Genomic DNA, 15,108 nt, shown 5'->3' on the forward strand with positions numbered 1-15,108 from the left:
AAGTGCAGGCCGCCTAGAATCCCGGGCTCCCATGCCCGCGATCTCCTTCCAATCGGTCTGCAAGACCTACCCCGCCTCACGTCAGCAACGCGCCCAGGGCAAACCTGGACTGCGCGCGGTCGACGACGTGAGCTTCCAGATCGAAGAAGGCGAGTTCTTCGGCCTGCTGGGGCCCAACGGCGCCGGCAAGACCTCGCTGATCAGCATGCTGGCGGGGCTCTCGCGCCCGACGGCCGGCGCCGTCAGCGTGCACGGCTTCGACGTGCAGCGCGACTACGCCGAAGCCCGCCGCCACCTGGGCATCGTGCCGCAGGAGTTGGTGTTCGACCCCTTCTTCAACGTGCGCGAATCGCTGCGTATCCAGTCGGGCTACTTCGGCATCAAGAACAACGACGCCTGGATCGACGAGCTGCTGCACAGCCTGGGCCTGTCCGACAAGGCCAGCGCCAACCTGCGCCAGCTGTCGGGCGGCATGAAGCGCCGCGTGCTGGTGGCACAGGCGCTGGTCCACAAACCGCCGGTGATCGTGCTCGACGAGCCCACCGCCGGCGTCGACGTCGAACTGCGCCAGACGCTGTGGCAGTTCATCGCCAAGCTCAACAAGCAGGGCAGCACCGTGCTGCTCACCACCCACTATCTCGAAGAGGCGGAGGCGCTGTGCCACCGGATCGCCATGCTCAAGCAGGGCCGCGTGATCGCGCTCGACCGCACCAGCGAGCTGCTGAAGTCGGCCGCCAGCAACGTGCTGCGCTTCAAGACCGATGCCAACCTGCCCTGGGCGATCGCCCAGCATGCGCGCATCACCGGGCGCATCGTGCAGCTGCCGGCGCAGAACGCGCACGAGGTCGAGCAGCTGCTCGGCGCGCTGCGTGAGGCCGGCGTGGCGGTGGAGGACGTCGAGATGCGCAAGGCCGACCTGGAGGACGTGTTCATCGACCTGATGGCCGGCGAGCAGATTCCGCTGGAGGTGGCGCGATGATCGGCACCACGGGCTGGCGCACGCTGCTCTACAAGGAGACGCTGCGCTTCTGGAAGGTCGGCTTCCAGACGGTCGGTGCGCCGATCCTCACGGCCGTGCTGTACCTGATGGTGTTCGGCCATGTGCTGGAAGACCACGTCAAGGTCTACGGCACGGTGGGCTACACCGCCTTCCTGATCCCGGGCCTGGTGATGATGAGCGTGCTGCAGAACGCCTTCGCCAACAGCTCGTCCTCGATCATCCAGAGCAAGATCATGGGCAGCCTGGTGTTCGTGCTGCTCACGCCGCTGTCGCACTGGGGCTGGTTCTTCGCCTATGTGGGCTCGTCCATCATCCGCGGCCTGGCCGTGGGCCTGGGCGTGTTCATCGTCACCGTGTTCTTCGCCGTGCCGGACTTCGCGGCGCCGGCCTGGATCCTCATCTTCGCCTTCCTGGGCGCGGCCATGCTGGGCACGCTGGGCCTGATCGCCGGCCTCTGGGCCGAGAAGTTCGACCAGATGGCGGTGTTCCAGAACTTCCTGATCATGCCCATGACCTTCCTGTCGGGCGTGTTCTATTCGATCGGCTCGCTGCCGCCGTTCTGGCAGAACGTGAGCCACCTGAACCCCTTCTTCTACATGATCGACGGCTTCCGCTACGGCTTCTTCGGCGTCAGCGACGCCTCGCCCTGGCTCAGCTTCGGCATCGTCGGCAGCGCCTGGCTGGTGGTGAGCGCGATCGCCGTGCACCTGCTGCGAATCGGCTACAAGATCCGGGGCTGAGAATCCGGATTGCCGGACGCAGAGGACGCAAAGACTTCGCAGAGGACGCGAAAAAATCGAGCCAATGGCTTTGGGCGTCTTTTGCGTTCTTTGCGAAACCTTCGCGTCCTCTGCGTCCGGAAGTCCGTTTTCCGAGAGCCCAAAGCACATTGAACAACCCCATGACCGCTGAAGAACTCCAAGCCATCATCACCGCCGGCCTGCCCTGCGAACACATCGCGCTGGAGGGCGACGGACGCCACTGGTACGCCACCATCGTGTCGGCCGAATTCGAGGGCAAGCGCTCGATCCAGCGCCACCAGCGGGTCTACGCCACGCTCGGTGCGAAAATGCATACCGACGAGGTGCATGCGCTGTCGATGAAGACCTTCACGCCCGCTGAATGGGCCGCGGCGCCCCGTTGATGCCGCTTTGCAGGCATTCCTGCTAGATATCGCTGGATTTTTCATGGACAAACTTCTCATTCGCGGCGGGCGCAAGCTTGGCGGCGAGGTACTCGTTTCCGGCGCCAAGAACGCCGCGCTGCCCGAGCTCTGCGCCGCGCTGCTGACCGACCAGCCCGTGACGCTGCACAACGTGCCGCGCCTGGAGGACGTGTCGACCATGCTCAAGCTGGTGCGCAACATGGGCGTGGCGGTCGAGCGCGACGGCAACGGCACCGTGCGGCTCGACGCCGGCCCGCTGCACACCATCGAGGCCCCCTACGAGCTGGTCAAGACCATGCGCGCCTCGGTGCTGGCGCTGGGCCCGCTGCTGGCGCGCTTCGGCCAGGCCAAGGTGTCGCTGCCCGGCGGTTGCGCGATCGGCTCGCGGCCGGTCGACCAGCACATCAAGGGCCTGCAGGCCATGGGCGCCGAGATCGTGGTCGAGCACGGCTACATGGTCGCGCGCCTGCCCGCCGGGCGCACCCGCCTGAAGGGCGCGCGCATCCTGACCGACATGGTGACCGTGACCGGCACCGAGAACTTCCTCATGGCCGCGGCCCTGGCCGAAGGCGAGACGCTGCTCGAGAACGCGGCCCAGGAGCCGGAGATCGTCGACCTGGCCGAGATGCTGATCAAGATGGGCGCCCGCATCGAGGGCCACGGCACCAGCCACATCCGCATCCAGGGCGTCGACAAGCTGCACGGCTGCGAGCACGCGGTGGTGGCCGACCGGATCGAGGCCGGCACCTTCCTCTGCGCGGTCGCGGCCGCCGGGGGCGAGGTGTTCCTGCGCCATGCGCGCGCCGACCACCTCGACGCGGTGATCGACAAGCTGCGCGACGCGGGCTGCGAAGTGCAGGCCGTCGAGGGTGGGGTGCGGATCGCGTCGACCGGCGCCACCGACCTCAAGGCCCAGGCCTTCCGCACCACCGAGTACCCGGGCTTCCCGACCGACATGCAGGCCCAGTTCATGGTGCTCAACTGCGTGGCCCATGGCTCGGCGGCCGTGACCGAGACCATCTTCGAGAACCGCTTCATGCACGTCAACGAGCTGGTGCGCCTGGGCGCGGCCATCCATGTCGACGGCCGCGTGGCGCTGGTCGAGGGCGGTGCCCGCCTGTCGGGCGCGACCGTGATGGCGACCGACCTGCGCGCCTCCGCCAGCCTGGTGATCGCCGGCCTGGTGGCCGAGGGCGAGACCCTGGTCGACCGCATCTACCACCTGGACCGGGGCTACGACCGGATGGAAGCCAAGCTGCGCGGCCTCGGCGCGGACATCGAGCGCATCGCATGAAGCCCACCCTCCCGACGAAAGCCCGCCCATGATCACGCTCGCCCTCTCCAAAGGACGCATCTTCGACGAGACCCTGCCGCTGCTGGCCGCCGCCGGCATCGAGGTCACCGAGGACCCGGACAAGTCGCGCAAGCTGATCCTCGCCACCACCCGGCCCGACGTGCGCGTGGTGCTGGTGCGCGCCTCCGACGTGCCGACCTACGTGCAGTACGGCGGCGCCGACCTGGGCGTGACCGGCCTCGACGTGCTGCTCGAAGGCGGCAACCAGGGCCTCTACCAGCCGCTGGACCTGCGCATCGCCGCCTGCCGCCTGAGCGTGGCGGTGCGCGCCGACTACGACTACGCCTCGGCCGTGAAGCAGGGCTCGCGCCTGACGGTGGCCACCAAGTACGTCAACCTGTCGCGCAACTTCTTCGCCAGCAAGGGCGTGCACGTCGACCTGATCAAGCTCTACGGCAGCATGGAGCTCGCGCCGCTGACCGGCCTGGCCGATGCCATCGTCGACCTGGTCTCGACCGGCAACACGCTCAAGGCCAACCACCTGGTCGAAGTCGAGCGCATCATGGACATCAGCGCCCGCCTGGTGGTGAACCAGGCCGCGCTCAAGCTCAAACAGGCACCGATCCGCCGCATCCTCGACGCCTTCGCGTCGGCCATTCCGCAATCCTGACACCATGACCCTGTCCGCCACTCCTCTGCGCCTGTCCACCGCTTCGGCCGATTTCGAAGCCGCCTTCAAGGCGCGCCTGCATTGGTCCGCGGAAGCGGACTCGGCGATCGAGACGGTGGTGGCCGGGATCCTGGCCGACGTGCAGCAGCGCGGCGACACGGCGGTGCTCGAGTACACGGCGCGCTTCGACCGGCTCGACGTGGCCGGCATGCCGGCGCTGGAACTCAGGGCCGACGAACTGCGCGCCGCCTTCGAGTCGCTGCCCGCCGTGCAGCGCGAGGCGCTCGAAGCCGCGGCACGCCGCGTGCGCAGCTACCACGAGGCCCAGAAGAAGGCGAGCGGGGAGAGCTGGCAGTACCGCGACGAGGACGGCACCTTGCTGGGCCAGAAGGTCACGCCGCTCGACCGCGTCGGCATCTACGTGCCGGGCGGCAAGGCCGCCTATCCCTCGAGCGTGCTGATGAACGCGATCCCGGCCCATGTGGCCGGCGTCGGCGAGATCATCATGGTCGTGCCCACGCCCGGCGGCGAGAAGAACCCGCTGGTGCTGGCCGCGGCGCACGTGGCCGGCGTGAGCCGCGCCTTCACCATCGGCGGCGCCCAGGCCGTGGCCGCGCTGGCCTACGGCACCGCCACCGTGCCCGCGGTCGACAAGATCACCGGCCCGGGCAACGCCTATGTGGCGGCGGCCAAGCGCCGCGTGTTCGGCACCGTGGGCATCGACATGATCGCGGGTCCGAGCGAGATCCTGGTGCTGGCCGACGGCAGCACGCCGCCCGACTGGGTGGCGATGGACCTGTTCAGCCAGGCCGAGCACGACGAGCTCGCGCAGAGCATCCTGCTGTGCCCCGACGCCGCCTACATCGCGCGCGTGCAGCAAGCCATCGACCGGCTGCTGCCCACCATGCCGCGCGCGGAGATCATCGCCGCCTCGCTCAACGGCCGCGGCGCGCTGATCCACACGCGCAGCATGGAAGAGGCCTGCGCCATCAGCAACCTCATCGCGCCCGAGCACCTGGAGGTCAGCAGCAGCGAGCCGCACCGCTGGGAGCCGCTGCTCAAGCATGCCGGTGCGATCTTCCTCGGCGCCTTCACCAGCGAGAGCCTGGGCGACTACTGCGCCGGCCCGAACCATGTGCTGCCCACCAGCGGCACCGCGCGCTTTTCGAGCCCGCTGGGCGTGTACGACTTCCAGAAGCGCTCCAGCCTGATCGAGGTCAGCCAGGCCGGCGCGCAGGTGCTGGGCCCGATCGCGGTCACGCTGGCCGAAGGCGAGGGCCTGCAGGCCCACGCCGAGGCGGCCCGGCTGCGGCTGCAGCGCGACTGAGGCGCCGACGATGGCTGCGCTCGCACGCACCGTCCTGCTGGCCGCGCTGCTGGCCGGCGCCGGCGCGCAGGCCATGAGCATCCGCGAACTGCGCACCCTCGAGGCCAACGAGAAGGACGGCAAGGCCTACGCCAGCTACTACCTGGTCGGCGTGATGGAGGGCCTGCGCGAGGCCAGCGACAGCGCCCAGCGCGCGGGCCAGAAGCCGCTGTTCTGCGTCGAGGGCCGCCGGCTCGAGCCCGCGATGGCGCGCTCGCTCTACCAGACCGAACTCGCGCGCAACGCCGACAGCTACGAGGCCGACATGCCGGTCCAGCTCGTGCTGTCGGCCGCGCTGCGCGGCAGCTACCGCTGCACCCACTGACATCCCATGACCGCTGATTCCACCTCCACCGCTTCTTCCCCCGCGCTCCAGCGCATCCGCGCCGACGTCCAGTCGATGCACGCCTATGCCGTGCAGGACGCGACCGGCCTGCTCAAGCTCGACGCCATGGAGAACCCGCACGGCCTGCCGCCCGCGCTGCAGGCCGAACTCGGCGCGCGGCTGGGCGCGCTGGCGCTCAACCGCTACCCTGGCGCGCGCGGCGACGACCTCAAGCGCGCGCTGGCCGTGCACGCGCAGATGCCCGAGGGCTTCGCGCTGATGCTGGGCAACGGCTCCGACGAGCTGATCTCGCTGCTGACCATGGCCTGCGACCTGCCGGGCGCGACGGTGCTGGCGCCGGTGCCGGGCTTCGTGATGTACGCCATGAGCGCGCAGCTGCAGGGCGTGCGCTTCGTCGGCGTGCCGCTCACGGCCGATTTCGAGCTCGACACGCCGGCCATGCTGGCCGCGATCGCGGCCGAGAAGCCCGCCATCGTCTACCTGGCCTACCCCAACAACCCCACGGCCAACCGCTGGGACGACGCGGCGATCGAACGGATCGTCGAGGCCCAGGGCGCGCAGGGCGGGCTGGTGGTGATCGACGAGGCCTACCAGCCTTTCGCCGCGCGCAGCTACATCGACCGCGTGGCGCGCCACGGCCACGTGCTGCTGATGCGCACGCTGAGCAAGTTCGGCCTGGCGGGGGTGCGGCTGGGCTACCTGATGGGCCCGGCGGCGCTGATCGCCGAGATCGACAAGGTGCGCCCGCCCTACAACATCAGCGTGCTCAACTGCGAGTGCGCGCTGTTCGCGCTCGAGCACGCCGAGGTCTTCGATGCCCAGGCGGCCGACATCCGGGCCCGGCGCGAGGAACTGGTGGCGGCGCTGGCCCGGCTGCCGGGCGTGACCCAGTGGCCCAGCGAGGCCAACATGGTGCTGGTGCGGGTGCCCGACGCGGCAAAGACCTTCGAGGGCATGAAGGCGCACGGCGTGCTGGTCAAGAACGTTTCTAGAATGCACCCATTGCTGGCGAACTGCCTGCGCCTGACCGTCGGCACGGCCGACGACAATAGCCGCATGCTCGCAGCCCTCGAATCCTCCCTATGAACACCCCCACGGCACCCCAGGCCGCCGCCCTCGCGGGCGATCGCGTGGCCTCCGTCACCCGCAACACGGCTGAAACCAAGATCACGGTCTCGGTCAACCTCGACGGCACCGGCCGCGCCAAGCTGTCGACCGGCATCGGCTTCTTCGACCACATGCTCGACCAGATCGCCCGCCACGGGCTGATCGACCTCGAGATCGACTGCCAAGGCGACCTGCACATCGACGGCCACCACACGGTGGAAGACGTGGGCATCACGCTGGGCCAGGCCGTGGCCAAGGCCGTGGGCGACAAGAAGGGCCTGCGCCGCTACGGCCACGCCTACGTGCCGCTCGACGAGGCGCTGAGCCGCGTGGTGATCGACTTCTCGGGCCGTCCGGGCCTGGTGATGCACGTGCCCTTCACCAGCGGCATGATCGGCGGCTTCGACAGCCAGCTGACCTACGAGTTCTTCCAGGGCTTCGTGAACCACGCCTTCGTCACGCTGCACATCGACAACCTCAAGGGCATCAACGCGCACCACCAGTGCGAGACGGTGTTCAAGGCCTTCGCCCGCGCGCTGCGCTCGGCGCTTGAGATCGACCCGCGCTCGGTCGGCGTGATTCCCTCGACCAAGGGATCCCTCTGATGCGCAACACCGTCGCCGTCGTCGACTACGGCATGGGCAACCTGCGCTCGGTGTCGCAGGCCGTGCAGCATGCGGCCGACCAGGTGGGCGTGGAGGTCTTCGTCACCTCCGACCCCGACGTGGTGCGCCAGGCCACGCGCGTCGTGCTGCCGGGGCAGGGCGCGATGCCCGACTGCATGCGCGAACTGCGCGACTCCGGCCTGCGCGAATCGGTGCTCGAAGCCGCCGCCAGCAAGCCGCTGTTCGGCGTCTGCGTGGGCATGCAGATGCTGCTGTCGCACAGCGACGAAGGTGCGACCGACGGGCTCGACCTGATCCCCGGCCGCGTCGTCAAGTTCGAGCTGGTCGGCCGCACCCAGCCCGACGGCAGCCGCTACAAGGTGCCGCAGATGGGCTGGAACCAGGTGCGCCAGGCGCAGCCGCATGCGGTCTGGGCCGGCGTGCCCGACGACGCCTACTTCTATTTCGTCCACAGCTTCTATGCGAAGCCGGTCGACCCGCGCCACAGCGTGGGCGAGGCCGACTACGGCGCGCCGTTCACGGCCGCCATCGCACGCGATAATATTTTTGCGACCCAGTTCCACCCTGAGAAGAGTGCGGACCATGGTCTGCAGCTCTACCGCAACTTTCTCCACTGGAACCCCTGAGCCTCCCCGGGCCGACCTGCCATGCTGCTGATTCCCGCCATTGATCTCAAAGACGGCCACTGCGTTCGCCTCAAACAGGGCGACATGGACCAATCGACCATCTTCAGCGAAGACCCGGCCGCCATGGCGCGCAAGTGGGTCCAGGCCGGCGCGCGCCGCCTGCACCTGGTCGACCTGAACGGCGCCTTCGCGGGCAAGCCGCAGAACCACGCGGCCATCAAGGCGATCCTGCGCGAAGTGGGCGACGAGATCCCGGTGCAGCTGGGTGGCGGCATCCGCGACCTCGACACCATCGAGCGCTACATCGACGACGGCCTGCGCTACGTGATCATCGGCACCGCCGCGGTCAAGAACCCGGGTTTCCTGAAGGACGCCTGCGTGGCCTTCGGCGGCCACATCATCGTGGGCCTGGACGCCAAGGACGGCAAGGTCGCGACCGACGGCTGGAGCAAGCTCACCGGCCACGAGGTCGCCGACCTGGGCAAGAAGTTCGAGGACTACGGCGTCGAGTCGATCATCTACACCGACATCGGCCGCGACGGCATGCTCTCGGGCATCAACATCGAGGCCACGGTCAAGCTGGCGCAGGCCCTGACCATCCCGGTGATCGCCTCGGGCGGCCTGTCGAACATGGCCGACATCGACCAGCTCTGTGCGGTCGAATCCGACGGCGTCGAGGGCGTGATCTGCGGTCGCGCCATCTACTCCGGCGACCTGGACTTCGCCGCGGCCCAGACCCGCGCGGATGCGCTGGCCGCGAACTGAGCGCAGCACGGGCCGGGCGCTGACCCGGGCCTGATCCGGTCGACCGCGCATGCTGTCCGCCCTCGCCATCGCCAACTACCGCTCGCTGCGCCAGCTCACGGTGCCGCTCGGGCGGCTCACGGTCGTGACCGGGCCCAACGGCAGCGGCAAGTCCAGCGTCTACCGCGCGATGCGCCTGCTGGCCGAGATCGCCAGCGGCGGCGCGGTGCGCTCGCTGGTGCGCGAAGGCGGCCTGGCCTCCACCCTGTGGGCCGGGCCCGAGCGCTTCTCGGCCGCGGTGCTGCGCGGCGAGGCACCGGTGCAGGGCACGGTGCGCAGCGAGCCGGTCAATTTGCGCCTGGGCTTTGCGGGCGAGGGCGATGACGATTTCGGCTACGCGATCGACATCGGCCTGCCGCCGCCCGTGCCGCCCTCGGCCTTCTCGCACGACCCGGAGATCAAGCGCGAGGCGCTCTGGAGCGGCCCGGTGCTGCGGCCCGCGAGCCAGCTGGTCGACCGCAAGGGCCCGGCGCTGCGCGTGCGCGACGAAGCAGGCCGCTGGGTGGTTGTCGAGCGCCGCATCCCGGCCTTCGCCAGCATGATGACCGAGTACGCCGACCCGCGCGCCGCGCCCGAGATGCTCTCGCTGCGCGAACGCATGCGCTCCTGGCGCTTCTACGACCATTTCCGCTCCGACGCCGAGGCGCCCGCGCGCAGCCCCCAGCTGGGCACCTACACGCCGGTGCTGGCCAACGACGGGGCCGACCTCGGGGCGGCGCTGCAGACCATCCGCGAGATCGGCGATTCCGAGGCGCTGGACCTCGCGCTGGACGACGCCTTTCCCGGCGCGCGCGTCGAGGTCGCGGCCGGCCCCGACGGCCGCTTCGAGGTGCGCATGCACCAGCACGGCCTGCTGCGCGCGCTGAGCGCGGCCGAGCTGTCCGACGGCACGATGCGCTACCTGCTGTGGATCGCCGCGCTGCTGTCGCCGCGGCCGCCCAGCCTGCTGGTGCTCAACGAACCCGAGACCAGCCTGCATCCCGACCTGCTGCCCGCGCTCGGCCGGTTGATCGCGCAGGCCGCGGCCCAGACCCAGGTCATCGTGGTGTCGCATGCCACCCGGCTGATCGCCTCGCTGGAGGCCGCCGCGGGCGCGCTGGCGCTGCAGTCGGTGGTGCTGGAGAAGCACTTCGGCGCCACGCGCATCGCCAACCTCGACATGGGCGACATCCCGCCCTGGCACTGGCCGGCCCGGTAGCGACCCTAGAATCGACGCCATGTCCCTCGAAACCCTCAGCGTCCGCGGCCAGCCCGCGGTCCGGCTCCGCCTGCCCGGCGGCGACGCCTGCACCGTGGCGCTGCACGGCGCGCAGCTGCTGTCGTGGCAGACCGCCGACGGCGTCGAGCGCATCTACCTGAGCCCCGAGGCGCTGTTCGACGGCCGTTCCGCGATCCGCGGCGGCGTGCCGGTGTGCTGGCCGCAGTTCAACCAGCGCGGTCCGCTGCCCAAGCACGGCTTCGCGCGCAACACGGCCTGGCGGCTCGAGCCGGACCAGGCGCCGGACGAACTCCTGTTGTGCCTGCGCGACGACGACGCCAGCCGCGCGCTGTGGCCGCATGCCTTCCGCCTCGGCTTGCGCCTCACGCTGACGCTGGGCGCGCTGCGCATCGCGCTGGACGTGCAGAACACCGGTGCCGAGCCCTGGGCCTTCACCGCCGCGCTCCACACCTACCTGCAGGTCGACGAGATCGCCGATGTGCGGCTCGAAGGCCTGCAGGGCGCGCAGCGCTGGGACGCGGTGCGCGATGTGCGCCATGCCGAGGCCGCCGAGGCCCTGCGCTTCGGCACCGAATTCGACAGCGTCTACGCCGCGCCCGCCTCGCCGCTGAAGCTGGTCCAGCCCCGCGGCGCCCTGGCCATCGCCCAGAGCGCGAGCTGCACCGAAACCGTGGTCTGGAACCCCGGCGCCGCGCTGGCGGCGAAGCTGGCCGACCTGCCCGACGAGGGCTGGCGCCGCATGCTGTGCGTCGAAGCCGCCCGCATCGACGACCCGGTGACGCTGGCGCCCGGCGCCGCGTGGCAGGGCTGGCAGCAGCTCAGCGTCCTTTGAATCTCCTTTTTTCTCCCGAACGAACACCATGCTCGCCAAACGCATCATTCCCTGCCTCGACGTGACCGGAGGCCGGGTCGTGAAGGGCGTCAACTTCGTCGAACTGCGCGACGCGGGCGACCCGATCGAGATCGCCGCGCGCTACAACGCCCAGGGCGCCGACGAGCTGACCTTCCTCGACATCACGGCCACCAGCGACGGGCGCGACCTGATCCTGCCGATCATCGAGGCCGTGGCCTCGCAGGTCTTCATCCCGCTGACGGTGGGCGGCGGCGTGCGCACGGTCGACGACGTGCGCCGGCTGCTCAACGCGGGCGCCGACAAGACCAGCTTCAACTCCGCCGCGCTCGCCAATCCCCAGGTGATCGAGGACGCCTCGCAGAAGTACGGCGCCCAGTGCATCGTGGTCGCGATCGACGCCAAGCGCCGTTCGCCCGAGGACGCCGCCACGCGCGGCGCGGGCTGGGACGTCTACAGCCACGGTGGGCGCAAGAACACCGGCCTGGACGCGGTGCAGTGGGCGGCCGAGATGGCCCGCCGTGGCGCGGGCGAGATCCTGCTGACCAGCATGGACCGCGACGGCACCAAGAGCGGCTTCGACCTGGCACTGACCCGCGCGGTGAGCGACGCGGTCAACGTGCCGGTGATCGCCTCGGGCGGCGTCGGCAGCCTTGACGACCTGGCCGACGGCATCCAGACCGGCGGCGCCGACGCGGTGCTGGCCGCCAGCATCTTCCATTACGGCGAATACACGGTCGGCCAGGCCAAGGCCCGCATGGCCGAGCGCGGAATCCCGGTACGCCTGTGAGGCCCTCTGTTCACGGCGTGATGCCCCGGGGTGGGACAATCCGGCCATGAACTGGCTCGATGAAGTGAAATGGGACGCGAACGGCCTGGTGCCGGTGATCGCGCAGGAACAGGGCAGCAACGATGTCCTGATGTTCGCCTGGATGAACCGCGAGGCGCTGGCCCGGACGGCCGAGCTCGGCCGCGCCGTGTATTTCAGCCGCTCGCGCAACAAGCTGTGGTTCAAGGGCGAGGAATCCGGCCATGTACAGACGGTGCACGAGATCCGCCTCGATTGCGACAACGACGTGGTGCTGCTCAAGGTGACACAACTCGGTCACGAACCCGGCATTGCCTGTCACACTGGCCGTCACAGTTGTTTCTTCAGCCGGTACGAGAATGGCCAGTGGACCGCGGTCGAACCGGTCCTCAAAGACCCAGGGACGATCTACAAATAATGGAAACGATGAGCACCGACGCGCTGGACCGCCTTGCGGCCGTGATCGAAAGCCGCCTGCCCGCGCGTGGCGGCGACCCCGAACAGAGTTATGTCGCCCGCCTGCTGCACAGGGGCCCCGATGCCTTCCTCAAGAAGATCGGCGAGGAGGCGACCGAGGTCGTGATGGCGGCCAAGGACGCCGACCACGGCGGCGACCCGCAAAAAATAGTGAACGAAGTCGCCGATCTGTGGTTCCACACCATGGTGGCGCTGGCGCATTACGGCCTGAGCCCGCGCGAGGTGGTGGCCGAACTGGCGCGCCGCGCGGGCACCAGCGGCATCGAGGAAAAGGCCCTGCGCAAGGCGCAGGACCGCGAAGCTTCCAACGACTGAAAGGACGCCATGGCCAACCACATCGTGACCACCGAGCCCGACGAATCGCTCAGGACCTGGGGCTGGGTCAGCTACATCCTGCACCTGATCGTGGCGGTGGGCGCGGTGCTGCCGGGCGCGCAGGCCTCCGTCGTGCTGTTGCTGATCGCGCTGGTGATCGACCTGGTGAAGCGGACCGACGCCGTCGGCACCTGGCAGCAGTCGCACTTCAGCTGGCGCATCCGCTCGGTGCTGTGGGCCGGCGTGCTGTACGTGGTCACGGCCTGGCTGTGGCTGCTGTTCGTCGTGCCCGGCTGGATCGCCTGGGGGCTGATCTCGCTGTGGTTCCTCTACCGTATCGTCAAGGGCATGGTGGGCATGAACGCCGGCCGCGCCATGGAGCCCGCCGATGTCGTCTGATTCGAACTGCATCTTCTGCAAGATCGTCGCGGGCCAGATCCCGTCGAAGAAGGTCTACGAGGACGAGGAGCTGTTCGGCTTCCACGACATCTCGCCCTGGGCGCCGGTGCATTTCATGCTCGTGCCCAAGCGGCACATCCCGTCGATGGCGCAGTTGACGCCCGACGATGCGGCGCTGATGGGCCGGATCATGACGCTGGCACCCCAGCTGGCGCTCGAGCAGGGCTGCCGTCCGTACCCCGAGGGCGGCTTCCGCGTGGTGGTCAACACCGGCCAAGAGGGCGGGCAGGAAGTCCACCATCTCCATGTTCACGTCATGGGCGGTCCGCGCCCATGGTTCAAGGGCTAGTCATGCTGGCGGGTGGCGGCCCTGTCCGCCCATGCCGCCGGGACTAAAATTCTTTTCATTCTTCAGGAGTACTTCCATGGGTTCCTTTTCCATCTGGCACTGGCTGATCGTGCTGCTCGTCGTGGTCATGATCTTCGGCACCAAGAAGCTGCGCAACATGGGCTCCGACCTGGGCGGCGCCGTCAAGGGCTTCAAGGACGGCATGAAGGACGGTTCGTCGACCGACACGCCCGCTGCGCCCACGCAGCACGTGACCGGCACGCCGGCCGCCGACAAGTCGACCATCGACGTCGAAGCGCGTCAGAAGTCCTGAGCCGCCGCGCGTGATCGACCTCGGCATCTCGAAACTCGCGCTGATCGGCGCGGTGGCGCTGATCGTCATCGGGCCTGAAAAGCTGCCCCGGGTGGCGCGCACGGTCGGCATGCTGCTGGGCAAGGCCCAGCGCTACGTCAACGACGTCAAGTCCGAGGTCAATCGCTCGATGGACCTCGACGAACTGCGCAAGATGAAGGACACGGTGCAGGACGCCGCGCGCGATGTCGAACAGAGCATCCACGCGGGTGCCAGCGACTTCGAGAAGCAGTTCTCGGAGAGCGGCCAGACCCTGTCGGCGCTGGCCGAGCCCGAGGCCGCGTCCTATCCCGAGTACAAGCATCCCCGCAAGAACTGGCGTTTGAAGCAGGGCGCCACGCCGCAGTGGTACAAGTCCCGCAACGGCGTTCGTACCAAGGCGCTTTCCGGCGCGGCGCGCGTCGCGCGCTTCCGTCCCCACAAGATCAACTAGGCGCCACGCCGAATCGGCCGCGCGCAGTGCGCCCCGACTTCCTGCCTGCAGCGTTCCCTCATGGCCGATTCCACCGACAAGAACAAAGACGACGAACTGGCCGGCACCGAGCAGCCTTTCGTCGCCCACCTGATGGAGCTGCGCGATCGCCTGCTCTATTGCGTCTACGGCCTGGCCGTGGCCGCGGCGCTGCTGGCCTTCTGGCCGGGCCCCAGCGGGCTGATCGACCTGATCGCGATGCCGATCAAGGCGCACATGCCGCCCGGCGCGAAGCTGATCGCCGTCGGCGTGTTCTCGCCCTTCTTCGTGCCGCTCAAGGTGCTGGGCATGACGGCCGTGCTGCTGGCGCTGCCCTGGCTGATGTACCAGATCTGGATGTTCGTGGCGCCGGGCCTCTACAGCCATGAAAAGAAGTTCGCACTGCCGCTGATCCTCTTCGGCAGCCTGCTGGCCTATTCCGGCATCGCCTTCGTGCAGTTCTTCGTGCTGGACAAGATGTTCGGCTTCATCCAGAAGTTCACGCCGCCCAGCGTGGCCGCCACGCCCGACATCTCCTCGTACGTGGAGGCGATCCTGTCGCTCTACATCGCCTTCGGCTGCGCCTTCCAGGTGCCGATCGTGGTGATGCTGCTGGTGCGCTTCGAGCTGGTGACCATCGAGAAACTGCGCAGCTTCCGCGGCTACTTCATCGTGCTGGCCTTCGTGGTGGCCGCCGTGCTGACGCCGCCCGACGTGGTGTCGCAGCTGGCGCTGGCGGTGCCTATGTGCCTGCTCTATGAGGTGGGTATCCTCGCGGCGCGCTATTTCGTGAAGCACAGCGCGGCGCCCAAGGAAGAAGAGGGCGCCGACTCGGCCTCCTCCTGAGGAACAAAAAAATGCCCGGGACCGGGCATTTTTTTCAG

21 protein-coding genes are annotated in these 15,108 nt (G+C 68.9%); all 21 read left to right on the forward strand.

Annotated features, from left to right (window positions below; genetic code table 11):
• Positions 1 to 31 precede the first annotated feature (31 nt).
• The 21 genes from A9977_RS11495 (at position 32) to tatC (ending at position 15,070) form a co-directional block, all read left to right on the forward strand.
• A complete protein-coding gene (locus tag A9977_RS11495) occupies positions 32 to 979 on the forward strand; it encodes an ABC transporter ATP-binding protein (RefSeq protein WP_183024982.1) in 948 nt (315 codons plus the stop codon).
• The gene (locus tag A9977_RS11500) at positions 976 to 1,740 is read left to right on the forward strand and encodes an ABC transporter permease (protein ID WP_183024983.1); all 765 of its coding nucleotides are present in this window, start codon (positions 976 to 978) and stop codon (positions 1,738 to 1,740) included. The genes A9977_RS11495 and A9977_RS11500 overlap by 4 nt, the downstream gene beginning before the upstream one ends.
• Before the next feature lie 161 nt (positions 1,741 to 1,901).
• Positions 1,902 to 2,144: a BolA family protein gene (locus A9977_RS11505; RefSeq protein WP_183024984.1), complete on the forward strand. Its 243-nt coding sequence runs from the start codon at positions 1,902 to 1,904 to the stop codon at positions 2,142 to 2,144.
• Between the two features lie 43 nt (positions 2,145 to 2,187).
• On the forward strand, positions 2,188 to 3,459 hold the full coding sequence (gene murA, locus A9977_RS11510) for a UDP-N-acetylglucosamine 1-carboxyvinyltransferase (protein WP_183024985.1): 1,272 nt from the start codon (positions 2,188 to 2,190) through the stop codon (positions 3,457 to 3,459).
• A gap of 28 nt (positions 3,460 to 3,487) precedes the next feature.
• Entirely contained in the window at positions 3,488 to 4,129 is a 642-nt protein-coding gene (gene hisG / locus A9977_RS11515; RefSeq protein ID WP_183024986.1) for an ATP phosphoribosyltransferase, read from the forward strand.
• Between the two features lie 4 nt (positions 4,130 to 4,133).
• Positions 4,134 to 5,456, forward strand: a complete 1,323-nt coding sequence (gene hisD / locus A9977_RS11520) for a histidinol dehydrogenase (protein ID WP_183024987.1) — start codon at positions 4,134 to 4,136, stop codon at positions 5,454 to 5,456.
• A 10-nt stretch (positions 5,457 to 5,466) separates the two neighbouring features.
• Complete coding sequence (locus tag A9977_RS11525; protein ID WP_183024988.1) at positions 5,467 to 5,820, forward strand: hypothetical protein; 354 nt, start codon at positions 5,467 to 5,469, stop codon at positions 5,818 to 5,820.
• Between the two features lie 6 nt (positions 5,821 to 5,826).
• On the forward strand, positions 5,827 to 6,927 hold the full coding sequence (gene hisC / locus A9977_RS11530) for a histidinol-phosphate transaminase (RefSeq protein ID WP_183024989.1): 1,101 nt from the start codon (positions 5,827 to 5,829) through the stop codon (positions 6,925 to 6,927).
• Positions 6,924 to 7,553, forward strand: a complete 630-nt coding sequence (gene hisB / locus A9977_RS11535) for an imidazoleglycerol-phosphate dehydratase HisB (protein ID WP_183024990.1) — start codon at positions 6,924 to 6,926, stop codon at positions 7,551 to 7,553. Before hisC ends, hisB begins: the two co-directional genes overlap by 4 nt.
• On the forward strand, positions 7,553 to 8,200 hold the full coding sequence (gene hisH / locus A9977_RS11540; protein WP_183024991.1) for an imidazole glycerol phosphate synthase subunit HisH: 648 nt from the start codon (positions 7,553 to 7,555) through the stop codon (positions 8,198 to 8,200). The genes hisB and hisH overlap by 1 nt, the downstream gene beginning before the upstream one ends.
• A gap of 21 nt (positions 8,201 to 8,221) precedes the next feature.
• Complete coding sequence (gene hisA / locus A9977_RS11545; RefSeq protein WP_183024992.1) at positions 8,222 to 8,965, forward strand: 1-(5-phosphoribosyl)-5-[(5-phosphoribosylamino)methylideneamino]imidazole-4-carboxamide isomerase; 744 nt, start codon at positions 8,222 to 8,224, stop codon at positions 8,963 to 8,965.
• Between the two features lie 49 nt (positions 8,966 to 9,014).
• A complete protein-coding gene (locus A9977_RS11550) occupies positions 9,015 to 10,202 on the forward strand; it encodes an AAA family ATPase (RefSeq protein WP_183024993.1) in 1,188 nt (395 codons plus the stop codon).
• 19 nt (positions 10,203 to 10,221) lie between these two features.
• On the forward strand, positions 10,222 to 11,055 hold the full coding sequence (locus A9977_RS11555; protein ID WP_183024994.1) for a D-hexose-6-phosphate mutarotase: 834 nt from the start codon (positions 10,222 to 10,224) through the stop codon (positions 11,053 to 11,055).
• A 28-nt stretch (positions 11,056 to 11,083) separates the two neighbouring features.
• Positions 11,084 to 11,863 carry an imidazole glycerol phosphate synthase subunit HisF gene (hisF, locus tag A9977_RS11560; RefSeq protein WP_183024995.1) on the forward strand — a complete coding sequence of 260 codons (780 nt, stop codon included), beginning with the start codon at positions 11,084 to 11,086 and terminating at the stop codon, positions 11,861 to 11,863.
• Positions 11,864 to 11,909: 46 nt separating this feature from the next.
• Positions 11,910 to 12,299: a phosphoribosyl-AMP cyclohydrolase gene (gene hisI, locus A9977_RS11565; RefSeq protein WP_183024996.1), complete on the forward strand. Its 390-nt coding sequence runs from the start codon at positions 11,910 to 11,912 to the stop codon at positions 12,297 to 12,299.
• Positions 12,299 to 12,673: a phosphoribosyl-ATP diphosphatase gene (locus tag A9977_RS11570; RefSeq protein ID WP_220811696.1), complete on the forward strand. Its 375-nt coding sequence runs from the start codon at positions 12,299 to 12,301 to the stop codon at positions 12,671 to 12,673. Before hisI ends, A9977_RS11570 begins: the two co-directional genes overlap by 1 nt.
• Positions 12,674 to 12,682: 9 nt before the next feature.
• Positions 12,683 to 13,072, forward strand: coding sequence for a hypothetical protein (locus tag A9977_RS11575; RefSeq protein ID WP_183024997.1), 390 nt, complete (start codon positions 12,683 to 12,685; stop codon positions 13,070 to 13,072).
• On the forward strand, positions 13,062 to 13,421 hold the full coding sequence (locus A9977_RS11580; protein WP_183024998.1) for a histidine triad nucleotide-binding protein: 360 nt from the start codon (positions 13,062 to 13,064) through the stop codon (positions 13,419 to 13,421). The genes A9977_RS11575 and A9977_RS11580 overlap by 11 nt, the downstream gene beginning before the upstream one ends.
• Positions 13,422 to 13,497: 76 nt before the next feature.
• Complete coding sequence (tatA, locus tag A9977_RS11585; protein ID WP_183024999.1) at positions 13,498 to 13,734, forward strand: Sec-independent protein translocase subunit TatA; 237 nt, start codon at positions 13,498 to 13,500, stop codon at positions 13,732 to 13,734.
• Positions 13,735 to 13,744: 10 nt separating this feature from the next.
• Positions 13,745 to 14,206 carry a Sec-independent protein translocase protein TatB gene (gene tatB / locus A9977_RS11590; RefSeq protein ID WP_183025000.1) on the forward strand — a complete coding sequence of 154 codons (462 nt, stop codon included), beginning with the start codon at positions 13,745 to 13,747 and terminating at the stop codon, positions 14,204 to 14,206.
• Positions 14,207 to 14,266: 60 nt separating this feature from the next.
• Entirely contained in the window at positions 14,267 to 15,070 is an 804-nt protein-coding gene (tatC, locus tag A9977_RS11595; RefSeq protein ID WP_183025001.1) for a twin-arginine translocase subunit TatC, read from the forward strand.
• Positions 15,071 to 15,108: the final 38 nt, after the last annotated feature.

Origin of the sequence: Variovorax sp. UMC13, assembly GCF_014170375.1 — a bacterium.
In the GTDB taxonomy this organism is placed as follows: domain Bacteria; phylum Pseudomonadota; class Gammaproteobacteria; order Burkholderiales; family Burkholderiaceae_C; genus Variovorax.